The following is a 20,312-nucleotide window of genomic DNA, read 5'->3' as shown; positions in this document are numbered from 1 at the left end:
TCATTAATTCTGTTCAGACAATGCCGCCAACTGATCCGCCTGATATTCGGTAATAATCGGCTGAATCAGTTCATCAATTTTACCATTCATCACTTCATCCAAACGATAAATAGTGAGATTGATACGGTGATCTGTAACTCGACCTTGCGGATAATTATATGTACGAATTTTATCAGAACGATCGCCCGAACCTAATAAGTTACGGCGCATATCTGTTTGTTCTGCGGCTTGGCGTTCTTGCTCTGCTTGAACAATACGTGACGCTAATACCGACATTGCTTTCGCTTTATTTTTGTGCTGTGAACGCTCATCCTGACATTCCACCACAATACCCGTTGGAATGTGAGTAATACGCACCGCAGAATCCGTTGTATTTACGTGCTGACCACCTGCGCCCGATGAACGATAAGTATCAATACGCAAATCTGCTGGATTAATTTCCGGCATTTCCGATTCTGGTAATTCCGGCATCACGGCAACAGTACAAGCTGAAGTGTGGATACGCCCTTGTGATTCTGTTTTTGGTACACGTTGCACACGATGACCGCCAGACTCAAACTTTAACTGACCATACACACCTTCGCCAGTGACTTTAACAATCACCTCTTTATAACCGCCTTGCTCACTTTCGTTAGCACTTAGCATTTCTACACGCCAGCGTTTACTTTCAGCATAACGACTGTACATACGGAATAAATCACCGGCAAAAATACCCGCTTCATCACCGCCAGTTCCCGCACGGATTTCTAAATAGCAGTTATATTCATCATTAGGATCTTTCGGCAGTAAAAGAATTTGAAGTTGTTGTTCCACTTCTTCAATTTCCGCTTTGGATTCTTCGATTTCCATTTGCGCCATTTCTTTCATTTCAGGATCATCGAGCAATATTTCAGCTTCTTCAATATTTTGATTTAATAGCGTCCAACGATTAAAACATTTCACCACTTCTTCAAGTTGCGAATATTCTTTAGAATACGCACGGAATTTATCCTGATCACTAATTACAGAAACATCGCCCAATAAGGCTTCTAGCTCTTCATAACGTTCTTTTAAACTTTCTAATTTTGCAATAATGGAATCTTTCATCATTTGTAAGTCACCGAAAATAAAATCGGCGTATTCTAGCCGATTTTAGGGAAAATTGACAGCGAAAAGGAAATTAAGAATCTCAGACGCTTTATTTGTGATTTACCCACTATTTATTGGTGTCTTGTTTTTGATTGAGCTCACGATATTTATCACACCCTTCTTGACTGCGTAAATCGCAAGCATCGCCAAAGTATTTTTTAGCTTTAGATTTATCTTTTTCCAACTCGCCTAGCTTAATTAATACTTTCAGATCTTTACCTGTTCTGGGTAATATTGGGTAAAATACACCGCTCCGCCACCAATAACCGCCAATAATAAAACGGCTAAGGTTAATTTTTTCTTTATTATTTTTATCCTTATTAGACTTATAATTAAATAAAACACAATTTTTACTCGCCAATATGAGCTGTAAACGTGTTATTACATCTCCCCTCTATTCAACTTACCGTAAAACTCACAACCTTGTTGATCGCCATTATCACAAGCCTTGCCAAGCCATTCTTTAGCTAAAGATTTATTTACTTGAACTCCTTTTCCAAACCAATATAGTCCCCCCACTATAAATTGAGCCTTTGCATTCCCTTGCTCCGCCGCTTTGATAAACCATTTCATTGCTTCAAAATCATCTTGTTTAACGCCTCTCCCCTCGAAATACATATTGCCCAAACTAGCTTGAGCAATTGCATCCCCCTGAGCCGCCGCTTTGCTAAACCATTTCACGGCTTCAAAATCATCTTGTTTGACGCCACGCCCGTTGTAATACATACTGCCCAAATTAGCTTGAGCCATTGCATTCCCCTGCTCCGCCGCTTTGCTAACCCATTTCACGGCTTCAAAATCATCTTGTTTGACACCACGCCCGTTGTAATACATACTGCCCAAATTAGCTTGAGCCGTTGCATTCCCCTGCTCCGCCGCTTTGCGATACCATTTCACCGCTTCAAAATCATCTTGTTTGATACCTCTTCCCTCGGAATACATAATCCCCAAAATAGCTTGAGCCATTGCATTCCCCTGCTCCGCCGCTTTGCTAAACCATTTCATTGCTTCAACATCATCTTGTTTGACTCCACGCCCCTTGTAATACATACCGCCCAAATTAAATTGACCCTTTGCATTCCCCTGCTCCGCCGCTTTGCGATACCATTTCTGGGCTTCAAAATCATCTTGTTTGATACCTCTTCCCTCGGAATACATACTGCCCAAATTAGCTTGAGCCATTGCATTCCCCTGCTCCGCCGCTTTGCGATACCATTTCATCGCTTCGAAATAATCTTGTTTCACACCTTGTCCATTGTCATACATCACGCCCAAATTATATTGAGCATTTTTTTGTCCCTGTTCAGCCAAAGGCAACCAAAGTTTAAAGGCTGTTTGATAGTCCCCCCTCGTAGTGGCTTCAAAACCTTGTTGGAATTGCTGCGCAGGCGTATCTGCCCAAGCAGTATAATGAAAAGAAGCAAGTGAAAAGCCAAGAATAGCAGTAGTAATAAGTGTTTTTGAGAATTTCATAAAATCGTCCATTTATTAATCAATAATTGAAATAACCAAACATTTTTTGTTTAGCAAGATGTTTTGTTGTACTCTCTGTAAAGAGAGTACAACACCCAGTATACTGGGTGTAAAATGACTAAAAATTGAACTATTTAATTAGGGGGGAATTGGGGGGATTAAGACTGAAAAAAGTGAGCAATCTTGCTCACTTTCAGCTATTAAATACGCGCGACATCAAACTTCGCCAAATTAATGTCATCTTCTGTGCCATAAAACATAGCAAGAGCATGGCGTAACGTTTCAGCTCGTTTTGGTAAACCTTTTTCTACATACGTTTTCACTTGCTCATACACGGCTTGTTTAAAAGGCTGTGTATCGCCCGGATTGCCATTTAAATTATCCGCACTGGCAAAATAACGAAAACCTGCCGCTGTTGCCAAAATCCATTCTAATGCTTGCGGCTTCACTTCCACTTTTTCAAAATCACGCTGGCGTTCTTCAGAACGTCCATCTGGCTCATACCAATAACCAAAATCTTCTAGTTTACGGCGTTCTTTGCCTGCCACTAACCAATGGGCAATTTCGTGCAATGCACTGCTATAAAATCCTCTAGCAAAATAAATCGCGTTATAAGGCACGTCATCATTTGCGGGTAAATAAATCGGTTCATCACCGCCTTTGACTAAGCGAGTGTTGTATTCTTCTTCAAAACATTGATTAAAAATTGCAATAATATCTTCTAATTTATGTTCCATTGTATCGACTCCTAAAAAACCGCGTGATTATATCACCAGAGGCTCATTTGTTCTTGTTTATTTTCTTCAGGTAAATTGACATGTAACCCAATTAAACGAATCTCTCGCCCTTTTGCTCGCATAAAAATTTGAGGAAGTAATTGCTGAAAACTCTCCAAAGAAAGTGACAAACCCGTTTTCTCTAAAGTAGTTACTTGAAAATCTTCAAATTTAAGCTTTATGCCAATTTTACGAAATTCTGATAACGATATATTAGGGGAAACACGTTCAAGGCGGTGAATTAGCTCTTGATAAAGATTATTCAATAATTCTGAAGCTTGCTCAATTGTGTGAATGTTTTCAACCAAAGTTTGTTCTACGCCAACTGATTTACGTTCACGATGGGCTTGTACTTCACGATCATCAATGCCGTGGCTAAAATCCCAAATACGTTTACCCGCTTTACCAAATTGGTTTAATAAGACGATTTGATCAAAGTTTTGAATGTCAGCACAAGTTTCTAATCCCATATCAAGTAATCGTTGTGATGTCACTTTACCCACACCAGGGATTTTATTTAAAGATAAGGTTTTAATGAATTCACTGACTTCATTAGGCTTAATCACAAATTGCCCATTAGGTTTATTCATATCCGAAGCGATTTTGGCAAGAAATTTCAAAGGCGCCACACCTGCCGAGGCTGTTAAATTCAACTCATCAAAAATTGCTTGGCGGATTTCTTGCGCGATCCAAGTCGCAGAGCCTGAACATTTTTGGCAGTGCGTAACATCCAAATAAGCTTCATCTAAAGAAAGCGGTTCAATAATATCGGTGTAACGCTGGAAGATTTGATGAATTTGTGCCGAAACTTGTTTATACAACGTCATATTCACAGGCACAAGAATGAGATTAGGACACTTTTTTATGGCTTGAGCGGTTGGCATTGCACTATGCAAACCAAATTTTCTCGCCTCATAATTACAAGTTGTTAATACACCACGTTGACGAGAAGAACCACCTACAGCAACAGGCTTTCCCTGCAAATTAGGATTTTCACGAATCTCAATCGATGCGTAAAAACAATCCATATCAATGTGAATAATTTTTTTATCTTGTAGCATAAAAAAAGTGCGGTTAAATATTTTCTATATATTAATTATAGCAAATAGCTGTTTAAATATACATTAAAGTTAATAGCCTAGCAATTTAATCTTTTATAAATGCCCTTTAACGTATCAATTCAATCAATCTCGACTTTCCCTACCTTTCTTTTTTTGTTAGACTAGGGCACAATTTTGGGGCTGATTCTGGATTCGACGGGATTAGCGAAGCCCAAGGTGCACGTCGAGGTGCGGTAGGCCTCGTAAATAAACCGCAAAAAATAGTCGCAAACGACGAACAATACGCTTTAGCAGCTTAATAACCTGCATTTAGCCTTCGCGCCCCAGCTTCCGCTCGTAAGACGGGGATAACGCGGAGTCAAATCAAAACGAGATCGTGTGGAAGCCACCGTTTGAGGATCGAAGCACTAAATTGAATCAAACTGGCTTAAGTTTAGCGTGTCTGTCCGCATGCTTGAGTGAAATTAAAGACGAGACTAAACGTGTAGTGCTGAAGGTAGAGTAATTTCGGACGGGGGTTCAACTCCCCCCAGCTCCACCAAACAAAAAAACTAAAGCCTTGATTATCAAGGCTTTAGTTTTATCTAATCATTAACAAATTCTCGGTAGCGGTTCATTTGTTGGTAAATCTAATAATCGACTTTGTCCAAAAACGCCCACTAAACGCACTTTTTTATCGGTTGTTACTTCACCAATCACGGCCGCATTTTCACCTAATGGATGACGACGAAGTGCGGTCAAAACTTCTGGTGTTTTTTCAGCGGAAGCAACAATAACCAATTTCCCTTCATTAGCGAAGTTTAATGCTTCAAGACCAAGTAATTCACAAATTCCGCGCACTTCTTGGCGAATTGGTAAGGCTTGTTCATCAATATTAACCCCTAGCTGTTGCGCCTGTGCAAATTCATGCAAAACAGCATTGACTCCCCCACGAGTCGCATCTCGAACTGCTTTCACGCCATCTACTCCGCGTAAATTTTCAATCAATGGATAAAGCACGGCGCAATCACTATGAAGATCCGTTTGGATACCCAGTTTTTCACGTAAATTTAAGATTGTTGCGCCATGATCCCCAATGGTGCCGCTAACAATGATTTTATCGCCAGCCTGAATGTTATGAACACCCCAATCCAAATTTTGAGGAATAACACCAATCCCACTGGTATTGATAAAAATCTTATCCACTGCACCTTTTTGTACCACTTTTGTATCGCCAGTAACAACCTGAATGCCTGCCGCTTTTGCGGTTTCTGCCATTGATTGAATAATTGCTTTAAGATCCGCAAGTGGCAATCCTTCTTCCAAAATAAAGCCACAGGATAAATATTTTGGTATCGCCCCGCACACCGCCACATCATTTGCCGTGCCGCACACCGCTAATTTCCCGATGTTGCCACCAGGGAAAAAAATGGGATCAATCACAAAACTATCCGTACTAAATGACAGTGTTTCGCCTTGATTTGCTAATTCGGTTAATGGAATTCTTGCCTGATCTTCCCCTTGTGCCAAAATTGGATTAGAAAAGGCTTCAACAAAATAATCTTGAATCAATTTTTGCATGGCTGCACCGCCATTACCGTGCGCCATAGTAATAAATTCGCTCATTTTATTCTCTCCGATATTGATAATAGGCTGCACATGCGCCTTCGGAAGAAACCATTAATGCACCATAAGCATTATCAGGATTACAACCTGTGCCAAATAATGGGCAATCAGATGGTTTACAACGCCCAGTCAAGACATCGCCACAACGAGAATTAGGATCATCCGCCACCTGTTGTGCTTGGCTTTGGAAATAAATTTCGGCATCAAATTCACGATAAGCCTCCGTCAATTCCACACCTGATTGTTCAATTTCCCCTAAGCCACGCCATTCACTGCTTGCTTTAAGCTGGAATACTTCTTGCATTGAACGTTGGGCTAAAGCATTTCCGTGATCATCAACAATGCGTTTATATTGATTTTCGATTTCACAACGGCCATCAACAAATTGCTGCACTAACATCACAATCGCCTGCAAAATATCTAAAGGTTCAAAACCGGTAATCACGAAAGGTTTGTGGTATTTATCGACAATCCCTTGATAAGGCGATGAACCAATCACCATACTCACATGCCCTGGCGCAATAAAGCCATCAATTTTGACTTGATCTTGTGCCAGCAAGCTATGTAAGGTTGGAATAATCGTGATGTTTTGGCAAACAATCCAGAAATTTTTTGTTCCTAGTTTTTTGGCTTGCTGAAGCGTTACTGCTGTGCTCGGCATCGTTGTTTCAAATCCTAAGGAAAAAAAGACGACTTTTTTATTCGGATTATTTTGTGCAATATTCAATGCATCCAAAGGTGAATACACAATACGAACATCTGCGCCTTTCGCTTTTGCTTCTAAAAGCGAACCTTTGCGACCTTTCACCCGCATTGCATCCCCAAAAGTACAGAAAATAACATCTGGTTTCAGCGCAATTTCAATACAAACATCAATACGCCCCATAGGAAGCACACAGACAGGGCAACCCGGGCCATGAATAAATTCGATACTTTTTGGCAATAGCCGATCCAACCCAAATTTAAAAATCGTATGGGTATGCCCGCCACATACCTCCATTAAATACAATGGATTCTGCGCCGTAAAGTGCGGCATTTTTTCCATCAATTTTTCAAGTTGCGCCACTAAACTACGGGCAAGTTCAGGATCGCGAAATTCATCAACAAATCGCATCGATTATCCTTGTTTACGTTGCTGTTCTAGCCAATTTAACCACTCACTGAGACCTTGTTCAGTGGTAGCGGAAAGTTGAATCACTTCAATATTCGGATTCACACGTTTTGCATTGGCAATACATTGTTCTACATCAAATTTCAAATAAGGTAATAAATCCACTTTATTTAAAATCATCAAACTTGATGCAGCAAACATATGTGGGTATTTAAGCGGTTTATCTTCGCCTTCTGTCACGGATAAAATCACCACTTTCGCTTTTTCGCCAAGATCAAATTCAGATGGACAAACTAAATTTCCCACATTTTCGATAAACATAATACTGTCAGCTTGTGGTCTTAATTTCACCATAGCTTCGCTAATCATTTGTGCATCTAAGTGGCAGCCTTTGCCTGTATTCACTTGAATAGCCGGCACGCCAGTCGCACGAATACGATCTGCATCATTTTCAGTTTGTTGATCGCCTTCAATGACATAACAAGTGCGGTCATTTTTGAGGGCATTTAGCGTCGTCGTTAAAAGGGTGGTTTTGCCTGAACCCGGACTCGATACAAGATTTAAGGCTAAAATATGTTGTTTCGCAAAGAATGCTCGGTTGTGATCAGCTAGTTGATTATTTTTTCCGAGAACATCTTGTTCGATTTTTAACAAACGTTTTTGAGTATCGTCTGCATCGACTGGTTTATTGAAATGAAATGTTGAATGTGAAAAGTTTGGCGTACCTAATTGATGACTTCCTTGATCATCATGGGTATGAGGCAATTCACCAATACGGACTTGCTCTGGATGTCCGCAGCCACAGGTTGTACACATAAATCCTCCGTTTTAATGTGCTTATTTGGGCTGAGGTTTCAAACTGACTTTCAACAGAAATAATGTTTAAAACACTCAAAGCCCTGAGCTTTGTCAACAAATTTGCAACAAGCATAGCACAATCAAAATTCGGCTTTTTGATGAAGATCATAAACTGATAATTTCTGTGGCTAATTCGTTAATAAATCCATGATGATGGGATGAAATCAAAATGGGTAAGGAAAGTTCTCGCAAAAGTGCGGTCAATTTTTCAGTATTTTTTCGATCTAATCCATTGGTGGGTTCATCTAATAATAAAATTTTTGGTTGCATCGCTAAGACACCCGCAAGTGCAGTGAAATTTTTCTCACCACCAGATAAAGTATGTACCATACGATCTTTTAAACGTGTGATACCAAGACGCTCTAATTGCTGCTCTGCGATATGATACGCCTGCTCTCTAGGCACATTTTGGTTTAATGGTCCAAAGGCAATATCATCCAACACTGTTGGGCCAAAAAGTTGATCATCGGCATTTTGAAAGCAAATGCCAATCGTGCCACGAAACGGCGCAAAATCTTTTTCTTCACGACAAACTTGGCCAAATAGTTTAATTTCCCCCTTGCTTATAGGAACAAATCCCAACAAAGCAAGCAGTAACGTCGTTTTTCCTGATCCAATTTCCCCTTGTACGAAAAGGCGTTTTTGACCTTCTAAGGTAAAACTCAAATCTTGAATAATCGCTCTACCATTGCGTTCTATATAAAGATTATTTACAGCTAACATATTATTTTTCTCTCTTTTTGCCAAACTGAAAACTACGACATTTTAAAGCCATTTGCGCCGTTTCGGCTTTTAGCAGGGCATGAATCAATAATAAAGCGACACTTTGAGCCGTCACATAAAGGGTTCGGCGATTAAGTCCAGGACGAAATCCACGAGCTCGCATGGCAATATCCATCTTTTGACGCAATTCGCCAAGCAGTGCAATGTAACGTACGGTCAGTACAAAAAGTTGAATTAATTTTTCTGGCAAAGGCAATTTACCAATGGCTTGAACAAGCACCGCATCATTAATATTCCACAAAAAAAGCCAAAGAGAAATCAACAATAAATGAGTCCGTAAACTCAATTTTTCTGCTAATTCTATGCCTTGAAAATTGAGTTCAATGCCATTTTCTCCAATTTTCCAACTTAATGTCGCCCACATTAAAGCAATAAAAATGACTAAAGCAAACCAACGTTTAAGATAAGGCAAAAAAGATTTTTGACTGAACTGCAGTGAAATAAAAAAGAGAGAAACTGCAAGCACATTAAGGGGGATAAGCCAAGTGAGATCACTCAATCCACTGATGATTAGCCCCCAGATAAACAGATAAATCAACCTAAAGTGCGGTTGAAATAAGTGATGAATTTTCATTAAGAGACATTCTCGGCACGATTCATGACTTCAGGATACATTTTACCAAGCAAGGTAATCACCCCTACGCTGATAATACTATCCAAAATAAATACCGGAATATGAGAGACTAGCAAGAGCCAAACAAGATTCAGATAACTTTTTCCGCCATCTAACATCAGCACAAAAGAAGCAAGCGCACCTGCCCCGCCAACGCCAATTACGCCAGATCCAATACCGACTAATAAGCAATCTTTTAAAGCCATGTGAGGTTGTAAACGAGAACGGAAAAGATAATGAGCGATCACCGCTGGCGTTGCCATCACGCAAAGATTGACGCCTAACACTGCAAATCCGCCAAAAGAAAAGAAGATAACTTGCAATAAAAGTGCGATGAGAAACGCAGGAAATACAGCCCACCCTAGAAATAAACCAGCCATGCCATTTAAAATTAAATGCACGCTACCAATTCCTACGGGCACATGAATGGTTCCTGCCACAAAAAATGCTGCCGCAAAAAGTGCGGTGAGCGGTAAACGTTCTGATTCTAAACGACGTAACCCCACAGCAATGCCCGCAACAGCAAGCACTGCGCCAGCTAATAAAATAGGCGTATGTAACACGCCTTCAGATAAATGCATTAAATACGTCCTTGTTTAATTTTACGCGCATTACGTAAAGCAATAAGTCCAGCAATACCAACGATATAACCAATTCCGCCTAAAATATCATGCAAATAAATTTTATCTTTTAAATGCGCAATATCTTCACGAAGCAGCATTAAATCTGCACCGCTTTGATTTTCGGCAGATGTATGAGCGGCAACAACTGATGCACGGTGTCCTTCATCGCCTTCCACCACAACTTTTAAGGTGGTATGTGGTACATCAGCAATAGAAAGCTTAAATGCGCCTTGGCGGTCTGTTTTTCCAGTTAAAACGGGATCAGAAACGCCTGAGCGGAAAACTTCTAAATAAGTTTCAGCTGCTGGGGTCATATCAGAATAATAGGATTTGCCAGAGAGTGTTTGCCCATCATATTGGGCAAACACGTAAAGCGCATGGGCATAAGCATTCGGGAGATAGCAAGCCGCAAAAAGTGCGGTTAAAAAAACAATTTTCTTCATCCCTAATCCATATTATTGCGCATCAAAAGTTAACATATATTCTACAGAGCGACGATCGTAATCCGCATTATTAGTTACTTTTTCCTCAAACTCTGCCCATACTTTATTGAAGCCTTTAGTTGGCGTAAATTGAGCAATACCTTTTTCATTGGTTAAATTGAACGGTGCATCTTCACTCACGCCCACTTTAATGCCTTGAACTGGTTTACCATTATGTAAAACGAGGATAGAAAGTGGTTTGTTCGCTTGTGCTTTTTCTTGAGGAATCAATTCGTAAGCTTGTTGATGAGATTTGAAAGACTCAGCATCCCATTTCAAAATCGCTTTACCAAATTTAACAGGATTGGTACTAAATTCTGCCGTTGGTTCTTCACGTTTTGTTTTTTCAACGTATTTACCGCTTGGTAATTTTGACCATACACCATTATCGAAATGAACGAATACTAAATCTGATTTAGGCATAAGATAGGCTTCGCCATTTCTGAATTGGTAATCAACTGCAGTTAATTTTCCTTGCGCATTTAAGGCTTGGATAGATTTAAGTTTAGATTCTGGATAGGTTTCAGTTTGTTCATGTCCAAATTTCACCACGTATTCACCTTTAGCTGAAGCAGGTTCAAGCCAAACATTGTGTGCGTTAGCAACAGACATACCTAAAAGTGCGGTTAATCCCACTGCGATTTTTTTTAATTCCATTTTGGATGCTCCTTGTTTGTTTTTGTTTAAGAAAATCTGAACGCATGATAAAATATGAAGTAACTTCAGAGTCAAGTTATTTTTTAAGGAAATTGATGAAAATTGGAGCACTTGCTAAAGCCTTAGGCTGTACCGTAGAAACCATTCGTTATTATGAACAACAGGGTTTAATCCCGCCCCCAAAACGCACTTCAGGCAATTTTAGGCAATATAATGAAGAACACTTGCAACGTTTATCATTTATTTGTAACTGCCGAAATTTAGATATTTCATTAAGTGAAATAAAAAGCCTACTCAATTTAGAAAATGCTTCAAAACAACAAGCAGAAGAAATTAATCGTGTGTTAGACAAACATATTAAAGAGGTGGCGACAAGGATTCACGAACTCGCCCATTTGCGGATGAAATTAATTGAATTACGTGAAAAAACAGTCTCAAATGATGAAGATCCAATGAAATTGCTATTGCAACATAGTGGCGTGAAATTTGTGCGGTTAAAATAACCGCACTTTTAGACTATGGCTGGCTAGATAAACGTTGTTTGGCTTCCTTATTACCTAAGTCAGCCGCTTTTTTCAGCCATTCCAATGATTTTTCAGGTTGGTTTTGTGAGCGATAAATATTACTTAGCATCATCATTCCATCCGTATCTTTAGCCCGAGCTGTACGTTCAAAAAGCTTAATGGCTTGCTCTGTACTTTGTTTGACGTAATCGCCACGCAGATACATAACGCCAAGGTTATTTAACCCTTTCACGCTACCCTTCTCTGCCGCTTCGCTAAACCACCAATAAGCCTTTTCGTAGTCTCTCACCGTGCCACGCCCAAGGTTATATAACATACCTAAATTACTTTGAGCGGTGATATTTCCTTCTAACGCCATCGGATAAATAATATCGAAAACAGACATCCATTGCTGTTTATTAGCAAACTCTTGTGCCAAATTCATTCTTGCTTGATCATCCATTTTCGAACTCGCTGTAATATCAACGGTTTTCATTGCACAAATAGGCAAGCTACAAGAAAGTAATACTGTATGAAAAAATAACTTCAGTTTCATTTATAAAGTTGCTATTAAAAGTAAAATAAAAAACACAGCAGTAATCGCAAATTCGGTTAGTCCAACTTGCATAACAGAAAGCTTTTTAGTGGGCAAATAAACCGCTCGCACTAATCCTGGAACAAAAGCTAATGCTAAAATAAATTGTTGCGAAACCACAAAAATCAGCACACATAATAAGTGAAAAATTACTGATGCCCAAAAATAACGTGGATTTTTTCGCTCACGCATCATGGATTTCACATAAAGTGTTGTTCCTATAAAAAATAATGTTGGATAAATCGCCACCCAAAGTATTTTTTCATCAAAAGTGCGGTCAGAAAAGTAATAAGATCCCATTCCAGCTAGAGCAAAAATTAAGATCCCCGCCAAGTCATTCCATAAATTGCGCTCATCTTTTTTCTTGGTGAAATAAATGTTTACCGCGACAAACGGCAGCATGGCAAACATAAAATACAGCACTTGCCAATTATAAATTAATGCGGGAATCGCAAAAATCACTGCGGCAGCAAAATAAATCACAGACCATTTTTTGTATAACTCAAGATTTTTACCTTTAAATAAATTCAAAAAAGGATAAGTCATCAAATAAAGCGAAAACCATCCTAATAATAAAAATACGTGCGCCCATACAGGATTGGCAAGTAACATGCCGTAAATAAAAGGCACCAATGCCATAACAATAGCGCCATGCTGATTAGAGATAAGTAGTTTCATAATGATTAAATAATTGAGAATAATTATCGAGTATTCTAGCCTAGTAAAGAGGATTTTACAAAGTGGTAAACGCTATTTAGAATAGAAGAAAACACCCCAAAGGAGAAATCTATGACAATTCAACGCATTTTACCCAGTGCACGTTTAAGTGAAGTTTCAATTCATAACAACCTCGCCTATTTTGCAGGGCAAGTTCCAGAATTAACCATCGAGCAAAATGCCTACGAACAAACCAAAGAAGTATTAGGTTTAATTGATAAATTGTTAGCAGAAATTGGCTCTAATAAAAGCAACATTTTAACCGCGCAAATTTTCTTGGCTGACATGCAAGATTATGCACAATTAAATCAAGCTTGGGATGAATGGGTCGATCATGTTAGCCCACCAAGTCGAGCAACAGTCGAAGCTAAATTAGCGGATCCTCGTTGGAAAGTTGAAATTGTTATTATTGCAACTTGTTAGTTTTTAAGCCAAATAAACAGGAGAATATTATGGAAAATTGGACAAATGAAATTTGGTTAGCGATTGGTATCGCTTTTATTGTTGGATTATTTATTGGTTACATTATTGTGCGTTTAACCAAAGGCTCCGTAAAACATCAAGCTAAAACAGAAGCTGAATTAAAAACAGTCAAAAACCAACTTGATACACAAAAAGCACAAATCGAAAAACATTTTGCAGAAAGTGCTGAATTATTCAAAACCTTAATTAACGATTATCAAAAACTTTATCGCCACTACGCAACCTCTTCCAATAATTTACTGGGCGAAAAAGATCACAAAGGTTTATTCACCCAACAGTTAATTACTGCAACAGATAAATCTCAAAATGAACAACCAAGAGATTATTCCGAGGGTGCATCGGGTTTGTTTAAAGAAAAGAAAGAAGAAAATTAAAAAAGTGCGGCTAAAAATAGAAATGTTTTTAGCCGTTTTATATAGAAATAATTTATTGTTCTCTTATATCACTCATAAAACCTAGATAAAACAAAACCCCGCGATTAGTTTCGCGGGGTTATGAAAGGGTTAAGTGGTGCGACTAGCTGGACTCGAACCAGTGCCCCCCACCATGTCAAGGTGGTGCTCTAACCAACTGAGCTATAGTCGCACTGTATAAAGTGCTTGGAATTATAGATATTTTTAATCTGAAAACAAGTATTTTTCTTAAAACCCGATATAACTGGCAAAAAAGTAAACAGTATTGCCTTAAATAACCGGGCTGTTTTTGATTTCCCAAATTTTTAAGCGTATAATGCGCACCGATTTTTCATCTGGCTAATATATAGCCAAGTAAAAATAGTATCTTTAAAATTTTGTAATAATTGACGGAGTAAATAATGTCTAGAAGACTAAGAAGAACGAAGATTGTATGTACTATGGGCCCATCAACTGACCGTGATAACAATCTTGAAAAAATTATCGCAGCGGGTGCAAACGTAGTTCGTATGAACTTCTCTCACGGCACACCTGATGACCATATTGAACGTGCTGAGCGTGTACGTTCTATTGCGAAAAAATTAGGTAAAACTGTGGCAATCTTAGGTGATTTACAAGGTCCTAAAATTCGTGTTTCTACCTTTAAAGATGGTAAAATTTTCTTAAACATTGGTGACAAATTCATTCTTGATGCAGAGTTACCAAAAGGTGAAGGCACACAAGAATCTGTTGGTCTAGACTATAAAACACTTCCTCAAGATGTTGTTCCTGGCGATATTCTTTTATTAGATGATGGCCGTGTTCAATTAAAAGTATTATCAACTGATGGTGCAAAAGTATTCACTGAAGTCACCGTTGGTGGTCCATTATCAAATAATAAAGGTATCAACAAGTTAGGTGGCGGTTTATCTGCAGAAGCATTAACAGAAAAAGATAAAGCAGACATTATTACCGCTGCACGCATTGGCGTTGATTTCTTAGCTGTTTCTTTCCCTCGTTCAAGCGCTGACCTAAATTATGCGCGTGAACTTGCACAACAAGCTGGTTTAAATGCAAAAATCGTTGCTAAAGTTGAACGTGCTGAAACAGTAGCTAATGATGAAGCAATGGACGATATCATTTTAGCATCTGATGTTATTATGGTTGCTCGTGGTGACTTAGGTGTAGAAATCGGCGATCCTGAATTAGTCGGTGTACAGAAAAAATTAATCCGTCGTTCACGTCAATTAAATCGTGCAGTAATTACAGCAACTCAAATGATGGAATCAATGATTAGCAATCCAATGCCGACTCGTGCTGAAGTGATGGACGTTGCAAACGCAGTATTAGATGGTACTGATGCAGTTATGCTTTCTGCAGAAACAGCGGCTGGTCAATATCCTTCTGAAACAGTAGCGGCAATGGCTGGCGTATGTTTAGGTGCAGAAAAAATGCCAAGCATTAACGTTTCTCGTCACCGTATGGATAAAGAATTTGAAACTATTGAAGAATCTGTTGCCATGTCTGCAATGTATGCAGCAAACCACATGAAAGGTGTTGCAGCAATCGTCACTTTAACTAGCACAGGTCGTACTCCATTATTAATGTCACGTATCAGCTCAGGTTTACCGATCTTTGCTTTATCTCGTAATCAAGAAACCTTAAACCTTTGTGCACTATACCGTGGCGTAACTCCAGTTTATCATGGTGAAGATAGCCGCACAGAAACCAGTGCAAAAGCAGCACTTCAATCATTAAAAGAAAAAGGTTACTTATCTACTGGTGATTTAGTGCTTGTTACTCACGGTGGTCAAGGTGCGACACAAACCAATGTATGTCGTACATTAATTGTTGAATAATCAACAATCTGAACACTTTAAAATGAAAGAGCGGTGGATTTTCCACCGTTTTTTATTTCCTTTCTCTGCCGCACTTTTCACTTAAACCCAATAGATATTTGCGGTATCATAGGCGATATTCTAGTATCGAAATAAGTCCTATGGCATCACAACCTCAAATCAAATCTTCTGACAAAAAAACGGCACAAATAAGTATTCCACCACACTCACTTGAGGCTGAACAAGCCGTGTTGGGTGGCATCATGCTGAGCAATCAACATTGGGATGGCATTGCTGAACGTGTGATTGCTGACGACTTTTATACTTTTCAGCATCGTCTAATTTTTACAGAAATGGAACATCTAATGCGTAATCAATCGCCTATTGATTTAATTACGCTAGATCAAGCCTTAAGAAGTCGTGGTGTAAGCGATGAAGTGGGTGGATTTGCCTATCTAGCAGAACTTTCCAATAATACTCCGAACGCCATTAATATTTTGGCTTATGCGGATATTGTGCGTGAGAAAGCCATATTACGAGAACTTATTTCGGTAGGAAATCGTATTGCTGAAAATAGCTATTCTCCCAAAGGGCAAGACATCAAATTAATTCTTGATGAAGCGGAACGTGAAGTGTTTGCGATTGCAGAAAAACGAACGACTTCTAGTGAAGGCCCGCAAAATGTGATCAATGTGCTAGAAAGTACCATTGAAAAAATCGATATTTTAAGCAAACTTGAAAATCATTCAGGTGTAACAGGTGTTACGACTGGTTTCACTGATCTTGATAAAAAAACGGCAGGTTTACAACCTTCTGACTTAATTATCGTTGCGGCACGTCCATCAATGGGTAAAACCACTTTTGCCATGAACCTTTGCGAAAATGCAGCAATGGCAAGTGAAAAACCTGTTTTAGTATTTAGTTTAGAAATGCCTGCAGAACAAATTATGATGCGTATGATCGCTTCCCTTGCTCGAGTTGATCAAACTAAAATCCGCACGGGACAAAATTTAGATGAAATTGAGTGGAATAAAATTGCTAGCGTAGTGGGAATGTTTAAGCAAAAAAATAATCTTTTTATCGATGATTCTTCAGGTCTAACGCCTACCGACGTTCGTTCGCGTGCACGCCGAGTTTATCGTGAAAATGGTGGATTAAGTATGATTATGGTGGATTATTTGCAACTAATGCGTGCACCTGCATTTTCAGATAACCGAACACTAGAAATCGCAGAAATTTCTCGTTCCCTCAAAGCACTCGCCAAAGAATTACAAGTGCCAGTAGTCGCCCTTTCTCAGTTAAATCGTACTTTAGAACAACGTGCAGACAAACGCCCTGTAAACTCAGATTTACGTGAATCAGGCTCCATTGAACAAGATGCTGACTTGATTATGTTTATTTACCGAGATGAAGTCTATAACGATAACTCGGAAGATAAAGGTGTTGCAGAAATTATTATTGGTAAGCAGCGTAACGGTCCAATTGGTCGAGTGCGGTTAAAATTTAATGGACAATTTTCACGCTTCGACAATCTCGCCGAACAACGTGAATATCGAGATGATTATTAAGGAAAAATAATGAACGTAAAACCGGCGACAGCGAAAATCAGTTCGCACGCCTTAAAACAAAATTTAGAAATAATTAAACAAAAAGCACCAAATAGCAAAATTATTGCTGTGGTTAAAGCAAACGCTTATGGTCACGGCGTTGTATTCGTTGCTTCAACCTTAGAACAAAGCGTCGATTGCTTTGGCGTGGCTCGTTTAGAAGAGGCTTTGGCATTACGCTCAAACGGCATCACTAAACCGATTTTATTGCTTGAAGGCTTTTTCAATGAACAAGATTTGCCTATTCTAGCCGTTAATAATATTGAAACCGTGGTGCATAATCACGAACAGCTTGAAGCTTTAAAACGTGCGAATTTACCAAGTCCAATTAAGGTTTGGTTAAAAATAGATACGGGCATGCACCGCTTAGGCGTTGCTCTTGATGAAGTGGATTATTTTTATCAAGAACTCAAAAAACTCCCTCAAATTCAACCGCACTTAGGCTTTGTCAGCCATTTCAGCCGTGCCGATGAACTAGAATCAGATTACACCCAACTTCAAATCAATCGTTTTTTATCTGCCACAAAAGATAAACAAGGTGAACGTACTATTGCTGCTTCTGGCGGTATTCTTTTCTGGCCAAAATCTCACTTAGAATGTATCCGCCCGGGCATTATTATGTACGGCATTTCTCCAACTGATACTATCGGTAAAGAGTTTGGCTTAATGCCTGTAATGAATTTAACCTCGTCATTAATTGCCGTTCGCCATCATAAACAAGGCGATCCTGTAGGTTACGGCGGTATTTGGACAAGCCCACGAGATACAAAAATTGGCGTGATCGCAATGGGTTATGGCGATGGTTATCCGCGCGATGTGCCTGAAGGTACGCCTGTTTATTTAAATGGCCGTCTTGTACCAATTGTTGGACGTGTGTCAATGGATATGCTCACTGTTGATTTAGGCGCAGATAGCCAAGATTTGGTAGGCGATGAAGTAATTCTATGGGGTAAGGAATTACCTATTGAAACCGTAGCTAAATTCACAGGCATTTTAAGCTACGAGCTAATTACAAAATTAACACCTCGTGTTATAACTGAATATGTTGATTAATCACTGCATTTTTTGAGCAAAGGGAGGCATTCTCCCTAATAAAAATCCCAGAAAGTGCGGTTAAAATTTCAATTATTTTTAATGAAAGGAAATACTATGAAAAATATTAACCCAACTCACACCCAAGCGTGGAAAGCTCTCGAAGCACATAAAGCTGAATTGTCAAACACCACCATCCAAGATTTATTTAAACAAGAAAAAAATCGTTTTGACGATTATTCTTTAACATTCAATGACCAAATTCTTGTAGATTTTTCAAAAAACAACATCAATCAAACAACCCTTTCACATCTTCGCCAACTTGCTCAAGAATGCGCGCTTGATAGTGCAAAAGAAGCGATGTTTACTGGCGAAAAAATCAATCGTACAGAAAATCGTGCCGTGCTACATACTGCACTCCGCAATCGTGCTAATACGCCAGTGCTTGTTGATGGTAAAGATGTTATGCCTGAAGTCAATGCTGTGCTAGCTAAAATGAAAGATTTTTGTCAGCGTATTATTTCTGGCGAATGGAAAGGATATACAGGTAAAGCCATTACTGATGTAGTAAATATTGGTATTGGTGGCTCTGATTTAGGCCCTTATATGGTAACCGAAGCACTTCGCCCGTATAAAAATCATCTAAATATGCACTTTGTTTCAAATGTCGATGGTACACATATTGCGGAGACCTTAAAAAAAGTCAATCCAGAAACTACTCTTTTCTTAGTGGCATCGAAAACCTTTACAACTCAAGAAACCATGACAAATTCGCAAAGTGCACGTGATTGGTTACTGAAAGCAGCGAAAGATGAAAGTGCGGTTGCAAAACATTTTGCAGCATTATCAACCAATGCTAAAGATGTAGAAAAATTTGGTATTGATACCAATAATATGTTTGAATTTTGGGATTGGGTTGGCGGTCGTTACTCTTTATGGTCAGCCATTGGTCTTTCAATTGCACTATCCATTGGCTTTGAAAACTTTGAAGCGTTATTAAGTGGCGCACATGAAATGGATAAACATTTCCGCTCTGCTCCAATCGAAAAAAATATTCCAACTACTTTAGCCTTAGTTGGTTTATGGAATACCAATTTCCTTGGTGCCCAAACAGAAGCAATCTTACCTTATGATCAATATTTACATCGCTTCGCAGCCTATTTCCAACAAGGTAATATGGAATCAAATGGTAAATATGTGGATCGTGATGGCAATGTCATTAACAATTACCAAACTGGCCCTATTATTTGGGGAGAACCTGGTACAAACGGACAACATGCGTTCTATCAATTAATTCATCAAGGTACCACTTTAATTCCTTGTGATTTTATCGCACCAGCCCAAACCCACAATCCATTGGCGGATCATCACAATAAATTGCTTTCAAACTTCTTTGCACAAACAGAAGCATTAGCATTCGGAAAAACAAAAGAGGAAGTCGAGGCTGAATTTATAAAAGCGGGTAAATCTTTGGATGATGTAAAAAATATCGTTCCATTTAAAGTATTTACGGGTAATAAGCCAACTAATTCCATTCTCGTTCAAAAAATCACGCCATTTACCTTGGGTGTATTAATTGCTATGTATGAACACAAAATCTTCGTACAAGGTGTGATTTTTAATATCTTTAGTTTCGATCAATGGGGTGTAGAACTAGGCAAACAACTTGCAAACAGAATTCTTCCTGAACTAACAGATTCTGAAAAAGTAGCAAGTCATGACAGTTCAACCAATGGGTTAATTAATCAATTTAAAGCATGGCGTTAATTGTTTATTTAATATAAAAGATTTAAACAATTATAATTTTATATCAAGGACTAAATTCTATATTTATTATAGGGTTTAGTCTTTTAAATTTATCTTTAAGATGTTATGAATAGACGTAAAAACTTTTAATTAATTTTTTGTATTTTTAATAATAAAAAAATCAGCGCCTTAACTGATTAAGACGCTGATTAATAATATATTAGGCGTT

General features: G+C 38.7%; 22 protein-coding genes, 1 tRNA gene and 1 other RNA gene. 8 read left to right on the top strand and 16 right to left on the bottom strand.

Features of this window, described 5'->3' with window-relative positions; genetic code table 11:
• Window positions 1-3 precede the first annotated feature (3 nt).
• From prfA to dinB, 5 genes are all read right to left on the bottom strand, one after another.
• Complete coding sequence (gene prfA, locus ABW51_RS03015; RefSeq protein ID WP_053465579.1) at window positions 4-1,086, bottom strand: peptide chain release factor 1; 1,083 nt, start codon at window positions 1,084-1,086, stop codon at window positions 4-6.
• Window positions 1,087-1,195: 109 nt separating this feature from the next.
• Window positions 1,196-1,489, bottom strand: coding sequence for a hypothetical protein (locus ABW51_RS03010; RefSeq protein ID WP_053465512.1), 294 nt, complete (start codon window positions 1,487-1,489; stop codon window positions 1,196-1,198).
• 20 nt (window positions 1,490-1,509) lie between these two features.
• Window positions 1,510-2,601: an SEL1-like repeat protein gene (locus ABW51_RS10460; RefSeq protein ID WP_053465511.1), complete on the bottom strand. Its 1,092-nt coding sequence runs from the start codon at window positions 2,599-2,601 to the stop codon at window positions 1,510-1,512.
• A 200-nt stretch (window positions 2,602-2,801) separates the two neighbouring features.
• Entirely contained in the window at window positions 2,802-3,338 is a 537-nt protein-coding gene (locus tag ABW51_RS03000; protein WP_053465510.1) for an elongation factor P hydroxylase, read from the bottom strand.
• Between the two features lie 32 nt (window positions 3,339-3,370).
• Window positions 3,371-4,438, bottom strand: coding sequence for a DNA polymerase IV (gene dinB / locus ABW51_RS02995; protein WP_053465509.1), 1,068 nt, complete (start codon window positions 4,436-4,438; stop codon window positions 3,371-3,373).
• 176 nt (window positions 4,439-4,614) lie between these two features.
• Between dinB and ssrA the strand changes: the two genes are divergently transcribed.
• Window positions 4,615-4,979, top strand: a transfer-messenger RNA (tmRNA) gene (ssrA, locus tag ABW51_RS09725).
• A gap of 50 nt (window positions 4,980-5,029) precedes the next feature.
• Here the strand turns inward: ssrA and hypE are convergent.
• The 8 genes from hypE to ABW51_RS02955 all read right to left on the bottom strand — a co-directional run bounded on the left by hypE (window position 5,030) and on the right by ABW51_RS02955 (window position 11,170).
• Entirely contained in the window at window positions 5,030-6,043 is a 1,014-nt protein-coding gene (gene hypE, locus ABW51_RS02990) for a hydrogenase expression/formation protein HypE (RefSeq protein ID WP_053465508.1), read from the bottom strand.
• A 1-nt stretch (window position 6,044) separates the two neighbouring features.
• Window positions 6,045-7,157, bottom strand: a complete 1,113-nt coding sequence (hypD, locus tag ABW51_RS02985) for a hydrogenase formation protein HypD (RefSeq protein WP_053465507.1) — start codon at window positions 7,155-7,157, stop codon at window positions 6,045-6,047.
• A gap of 3 nt (window positions 7,158-7,160) precedes the next feature.
• Window positions 7,161-7,970: a hydrogenase nickel incorporation protein HypB gene (gene hypB, locus ABW51_RS02980; RefSeq protein WP_082318369.1), complete on the bottom strand. Its 810-nt coding sequence runs from the start codon at window positions 7,968-7,970 to the stop codon at window positions 7,161-7,163.
• Between the two features lie 147 nt (window positions 7,971-8,117).
• On the bottom strand, window positions 8,118-8,735 hold the full coding sequence (locus ABW51_RS02975; RefSeq protein ID WP_053465506.1) for an energy-coupling factor ABC transporter ATP-binding protein: 618 nt from the start codon (window positions 8,733-8,735) through the stop codon (window positions 8,118-8,120).
• A gap of 1 nt (window position 8,736) precedes the next feature.
• Window positions 8,737-9,369 carry an energy-coupling factor transporter transmembrane component T family protein gene (locus ABW51_RS02970; protein ID WP_053465505.1) on the bottom strand — a complete coding sequence of 211 codons (633 nt, stop codon included), beginning with the start codon at window positions 9,367-9,369 and terminating at the stop codon, window positions 8,737-8,739.
• Entirely contained in the window at window positions 9,369-9,989 is a 621-nt protein-coding gene (gene cbiM, locus ABW51_RS02965; RefSeq protein WP_053465504.1) for a cobalt transporter CbiM, read from the bottom strand. The genes ABW51_RS02970 and cbiM overlap by 1 nt, the downstream gene beginning before the upstream one ends.
• Window positions 9,989-10,474 (bottom strand): hypothetical protein, encoded by a 486-nt coding sequence (locus ABW51_RS02960; RefSeq protein WP_005632431.1) that lies wholly within the window; start codon window positions 10,472-10,474, stop codon window positions 9,989-9,991. The genes cbiM and ABW51_RS02960 overlap by 1 nt, the downstream gene beginning before the upstream one ends.
• A gap of 12 nt (window positions 10,475-10,486) precedes the next feature.
• On the bottom strand, window positions 10,487-11,170 hold the full coding sequence (locus tag ABW51_RS02955) for a DUF4198 domain-containing protein (RefSeq protein ID WP_046949690.1): 684 nt from the start codon (window positions 11,168-11,170) through the stop codon (window positions 10,487-10,489).
• Window positions 11,171-11,265: 95 nt separating this feature from the next.
• On the opposite strand from ABW51_RS02955, the gene ABW51_RS02950 reads away from it, so the two are divergent.
• Complete coding sequence (locus tag ABW51_RS02950) at window positions 11,266-11,673, top strand: Cd(II)/Pb(II)-responsive transcriptional regulator (protein ID WP_005633867.1); 408 nt, start codon at window positions 11,266-11,268, stop codon at window positions 11,671-11,673.
• A gap of 13 nt (window positions 11,674-11,686) precedes the next feature.
• Here the strand turns inward: ABW51_RS02950 and ABW51_RS02945 are convergent, their stop codons facing one another.
• Entirely contained in the window at window positions 11,687-12,229 is a 543-nt protein-coding gene (locus tag ABW51_RS02945; RefSeq protein WP_053465503.1) for a tetratricopeptide repeat protein, read from the bottom strand.
• Window positions 12,230-12,946 carry a YwiC-like family protein gene (locus tag ABW51_RS02940; RefSeq protein WP_053465502.1) on the bottom strand — a complete coding sequence of 239 codons (717 nt, stop codon included), beginning with the start codon at window positions 12,944-12,946 and terminating at the stop codon, window positions 12,230-12,232.
• Window positions 12,947-13,057: 111 nt separating this feature from the next.
• Between ABW51_RS02940 and ABW51_RS02935 the strand changes: the two genes are divergently transcribed.
• Window positions 13,058-13,408, top strand: coding sequence for a RidA family protein (locus ABW51_RS02935; protein WP_005629055.1), 351 nt, complete (start codon window positions 13,058-13,060; stop codon window positions 13,406-13,408).
• 29 nt (window positions 13,409-13,437) lie between these two features.
• Window positions 13,438-13,842 carry a YhcB family protein gene (locus ABW51_RS02930; protein ID WP_053465501.1) on the top strand — a complete coding sequence of 135 codons (405 nt, stop codon included), beginning with the start codon at window positions 13,438-13,440 and terminating at the stop codon, window positions 13,840-13,842.
• A 134-nt stretch (window positions 13,843-13,976) separates the two neighbouring features.
• Here the strand turns inward: ABW51_RS02930 and ABW51_RS02925 are convergent.
• Window positions 13,977-14,053 (bottom strand) — tRNA-Val (locus tag ABW51_RS02925).
• Window positions 14,054-14,282: 229 nt separating this feature from the next.
• Between ABW51_RS02925 and pyk the strand changes: the two genes are divergently transcribed.
• The 4 genes from pyk (at window position 14,283) to pgi (ending at window position 20,104) form a co-directional block, all read left to right on the top strand.
• Window positions 14,283-15,719 carry a pyruvate kinase gene (gene pyk, locus ABW51_RS02920; RefSeq protein ID WP_053465500.1) on the top strand — a complete coding sequence of 479 codons (1,437 nt, stop codon included), beginning with the start codon at window positions 14,283-14,285 and terminating at the stop codon, window positions 15,717-15,719.
• Between the two features lie 131 nt (window positions 15,720-15,850).
• On the top strand, window positions 15,851-17,266 hold the full coding sequence (locus ABW51_RS02915) for a replicative DNA helicase (protein WP_269432142.1): 1,416 nt from the start codon (window positions 15,851-15,853) through the stop codon (window positions 17,264-17,266).
• 9 nt (window positions 17,267-17,275) lie between these two features.
• Window positions 17,276-18,358, top strand: coding sequence for an alanine racemase (alr, locus tag ABW51_RS02910; protein ID WP_053465498.1), 1,083 nt, complete (start codon window positions 17,276-17,278; stop codon window positions 18,356-18,358).
• Between the two features lie 96 nt (window positions 18,359-18,454).
• Window positions 18,455-20,104 (top strand): glucose-6-phosphate isomerase, encoded by a 1,650-nt coding sequence (gene pgi, locus ABW51_RS02905; protein WP_053465497.1) that lies wholly within the window; start codon window positions 18,455-18,457, stop codon window positions 20,102-20,104.
• The last annotated feature ends 208 nt before the right edge of the window (window positions 20,105-20,312 follow it).

It is taken from the genome of Haemophilus sp. C1 (genome assembly GCF_001276515.1).
GTDB lineage: Bacteria > Pseudomonadota > Gammaproteobacteria > Enterobacterales > Pasteurellaceae > Haemophilus.
The sequence above is the reverse complement of the archived record's forward strand: the minus strand, read 5'-3'. Positions and strand labels throughout refer to the sequence as shown.

Coding starts and splice junctions, on each gene's coding strand:
- ABW51_RS02950 (WP_005633867.1), top strand. CDS start 11,266: ATGAAAATTGGAGCACTTGCTAAAGCCTTAGGCTGTACCGTAGAAACC.
- pyk (WP_053465500.1), top strand. CDS start 14,283: ATGTCTAGAAGACTAAGAAGAACGAAGATTGTATGTACTATGGGCCCA.
- ABW51_RS02975 (WP_053465506.1), bottom strand. CDS start 8,735: ATGTTAGCTGTAAATAATCTTTATATAGAACGCAATGGTAGAGCGATT.
- ABW51_RS02945 (WP_053465503.1), bottom strand. CDS start 12,229: ATGAAACTGAAGTTATTTTTTCATACAGTATTACTTTCTTGTAGCTTG.
- pgi (WP_053465497.1), top strand. CDS start 18,455: ATGAAAAATATTAACCCAACTCACACCCAAGCGTGGAAAGCTCTCGAA.
- cbiM (WP_053465504.1), bottom strand. CDS start 9,989: ATGCATTTATCTGAAGGCGTGTTACATACGCCTATTTTATTAGCTGGC.
- ABW51_RS02935 (WP_005629055.1), top strand. CDS start 13,058: ATGACAATTCAACGCATTTTACCCAGTGCACGTTTAAGTGAAGTTTCA.
- ABW51_RS02940 (WP_053465502.1), bottom strand. CDS start 12,946: ATGAAACTACTTATCTCTAATCAGCATGGCGCTATTGTTATGGCATTG.
- ABW51_RS02955 (WP_046949690.1), bottom strand. CDS start 11,170: ATGGAATTAAAAAAAATCGCAGTGGGATTAACCGCACTTTTAGGTATG.
- ABW51_RS10460 (WP_053465511.1), bottom strand. CDS start 2,601: ATGAAATTCTCAAAAACACTTATTACTACTGCTATTCTTGGCTTTTCA.
- alr (WP_053465498.1), top strand. CDS start 17,276: ATGAACGTAAAACCGGCGACAGCGAAAATCAGTTCGCACGCCTTAAAA.
- prfA (WP_053465579.1), bottom strand. CDS start 1,086: ATGAAAGATTCCATTATTGCAAAATTAGAAAGTTTAAAAGAACGTTAT.
- ABW51_RS02960 (WP_005632431.1), bottom strand. CDS start 10,474: ATGAAGAAAATTGTTTTTTTAACCGCACTTTTTGCGGCTTGCTATCTC.
- ABW51_RS02970 (WP_053465505.1), bottom strand. CDS start 9,369: ATGAAAATTCATCACTTATTTCAACCGCACTTTAGGTTGATTTATCTG.
- ABW51_RS02930 (WP_053465501.1), top strand. CDS start 13,438: ATGGAAAATTGGACAAATGAAATTTGGTTAGCGATTGGTATCGCTTTT.
- ABW51_RS03000 (WP_053465510.1), bottom strand. CDS start 3,338: ATGGAACATAAATTAGAAGATATTATTGCAATTTTTAATCAATGTTTT.
- hypD (WP_053465507.1), bottom strand. CDS start 7,157: ATGCGATTTGTTGATGAATTTCGCGATCCTGAACTTGCCCGTAGTTTA.
- hypB (WP_082318369.1), bottom strand. CDS start 7,970: ATGTGTACAACCTGTGGCTGCGGACATCCAGAGCAAGTCCGTATTGGT.
- dinB (WP_053465509.1), bottom strand. CDS start 4,438: ATGCTACAAGATAAAAAAATTATTCACATTGATATGGATTGTTTTTAC.
- hypE (WP_053465508.1), bottom strand. CDS start 6,043: ATGAGCGAATTTATTACTATGGCGCACGGTAATGGCGGTGCAGCCATG.